The sequence below is a fragment of the Nitrospira sp. BLG_2 genome, from assembly GCF_049222245.1.
Genome location: NZ_JBLYIG010000203.1, coordinates 1 through 2405 on the forward strand (window position 1 = coordinate 1; position 2405 = coordinate 2405).

General features: G+C 53.6%; 2 protein-coding genes. Both read right to left on the minus strand.

Annotated elements, in window-relative coordinates:
• Window positions 1–325 precede the first annotated feature (325 nt).
• Window positions 326–655: a DMT family protein gene (locus ACOSYY_RS05670; RefSeq protein ID WP_421661294.1), complete on the minus strand. Its 330-nt coding sequence runs from the start codon at window positions 653–655 to the stop codon at window positions 326–328.
• Between the two features lie 307 nt (window positions 656–962).
• Window positions 963–2405 (minus strand): excinuclease ABC subunit UvrA (uvrA, locus tag ACOSYY_RS05675; protein ID WP_421661295.1); only part of this gene is annotated, 1443 nt, incomplete at its 5' end.

Below are 2405 nucleotides of genomic sequence, written 5' to 3' on the forward strand. Positions count from 1 at the left end.
AAAATCATACGGTCGTCCCAGATAAAAAACGCCGAGCTTTTCAAAATCTTCCGCAGCCGACGGAGCAGGCGAGGGTGTCGGGATGGATTTCCTCAAGGCATTTTCTATCTTCTCGTTGGAAACTATTTTCTTCGCCTTTGGCATACCAATGCCTCCCTTCACTTAAAGGGCGGGATGAGTTGCGCGATATTGTAGTGGCCTAAATGACGGGCTGCAAGCGGACGTAGAACTGCTCATCGACCAGAAGGATCAGGACCTCGTTAGGTGTAGAGGAAAATCAAATTGTGATTTGGGAGGCAAGACATCGACGTGAGCTTGTCGGTCGTTACCATTCTTTGAAGATGATGAACACCGCCACGACGATAAGCCCGAACCCGACCACATAGTTCCACTTCATCGCTTCTTTCAGGTAGACGACGGAGAAAATCGAGAACACGACCAGTGTGATGACCTCTTGAATCGTCTTGAGCTGCGCCGCACTGAACTGGGCGTGACCGATGCGGTTGGCAGGCACTTGAAAGCAATATTCGATAAAGGCAATCCCCCAACTCGCCAGGATCACCGTGAACAAAGGATATTCTTTGAACTTCAAATGGCCGTACCAAGCGAATGTCATGAACACGTTCGAAATCGTCAGCAACGCAACAGTCTGCATCGGGCGCGTCCCTCCTGCTATAGGCAATGTTGTATTGTCTCGTGAATTCGAGCACCGGAAAAGAAATGATCAATTACCGGAAGGACTCATCGAGATGCAAGGAGAGAGCTGACAAAAAGTGAAGCAGATTGTCCAGATTGAGAGAACGCATCCGGCCGCACTTGTTGTGGTGAGATGTAGCGGAGGAAAGTGCCGAGTGCGATGGCATGCGATTCTTATCGCGCTTCAGAATCGCACTCGGCTATGCGTATGAGACAAGTTGCAACCACTGTCCATTACATTCTGCCGACTTTTGAACGATCCGCCCTTACAGCCCCGCTTCTCTTAACACCTGTCCCGTATACGATCGCTTCGTCTTCGCAATTTCTTTCGGCGGTCCTTCAGCCACGATCTCGCCGCCTCGGTCGCCGCCCTCCGGCCCCAGGTCGATAATCCAATCGGCATTCTTGATCACATCAAGATTGTGTTCGATGACCAGCACGGTATTCCCGGCTTCCACGAGCCGATCCAGCACATCCAGCAATCGCTGCACATCGGCGAAATGAAGTCCCGTGGTCGGTTCATCGAGGATGTACATCGTGCGGCCGGTTGCTCGCTTGGAAAGCTCACGTGACAGCTTTACCCGCTGCGCCTCCCCACCGGAGAGCGTCGTCGCGGATTGTCCCAGCTTCACATAGTGCAGTCCGACATCATGGAGCGTTTGCAATTTGGCCTTAATCAATGGGATATGCTGGAAAAACTCCAATGCATCATCCACCGTCATGTTCAGCACATCGGCGATGCTCTTGCCCTTATGCAGAATCTCCAGCGTTTCGCGGTTGTAGCGTTGCCCCTTGCATACCTCGCACGTCACATACACATCGGGCAAGAAATGCATTTCGATCTTGATGAGTCCGTCTCCCTGACACGCTTCACACCGCCCTCCCTTCACATTGAAGCTGTACCTTCCTGGCTTGTAGCCACGGACTCGCGACTCAGGAAGATTGGAATAGAGATCGCGGATGTAACCGAACAAGCCCGTATAGGTGGCCGGATTGGATCGAGGGGTACGCCCTATGGGCGATTGGTCGATGTCGATGACTTTGTCGAGCGCATCGACGCCCTTCAGCTCTTTACATCCGTCGATCTTCGGCTTCTTGTGGTAGAGCAGCTGCGAAAGCGAGTGGAACAGAACCTCCAGCACGAGAGTGCTTTTGCCTGATCCGGACACCCCCGTCACGCAAGTGAAGAGTCCCAAAGGGATGCGGGCAGTCACATTTTTTAAATTATGCTTCTGCGCTCCAATGACCGACAGCATTCCCCTCGCCTTCCGCTGCCGTTGCGGCACGGACACAGTCTGCGCGCCACGCAGGAATTGGCCTGTCAGCGAGTTGGGATCGCCCATGACCTGTTGAGGCGTCCCTTGCGCGATGACATGCCCCCCATTCGATCCGGCGCCGGGACCCATATCGAGAAGATGATCGGCGGCCTGCATCGTCTCGGCATCATGTTCGACGACCACCACCGTATTGCCGAGATCCCGTAATCTGAGCAAGGTCTGTAATAACCGGCGATTGTCGCGTTGGTGCAACCCGATGGAAGGTTCGTCCAAGATGTATAACACGCCGACCAGGCCGGACCCGATCTGCGTGGCTAATCTGATCCGTTGTCCCTCGCCGCCGGATAAGGTCGCCGCAGCCCGATCGAGCGTCAGATAATCCAAGCCTACATTGACAAGAAAGCCCAACCGCTCCCGAATCTCTTTTAAAAT

Bases quoted from the DNA above. Each gene is read 5' to 3' on its own strand.
- ACOSYY_RS05670 (WP_421661294.1), bottom strand. From the start codon at position 655: ATGCAGACTGTTGCGTTGCTGACGATTTCGAACGTGTTCATGACATTC.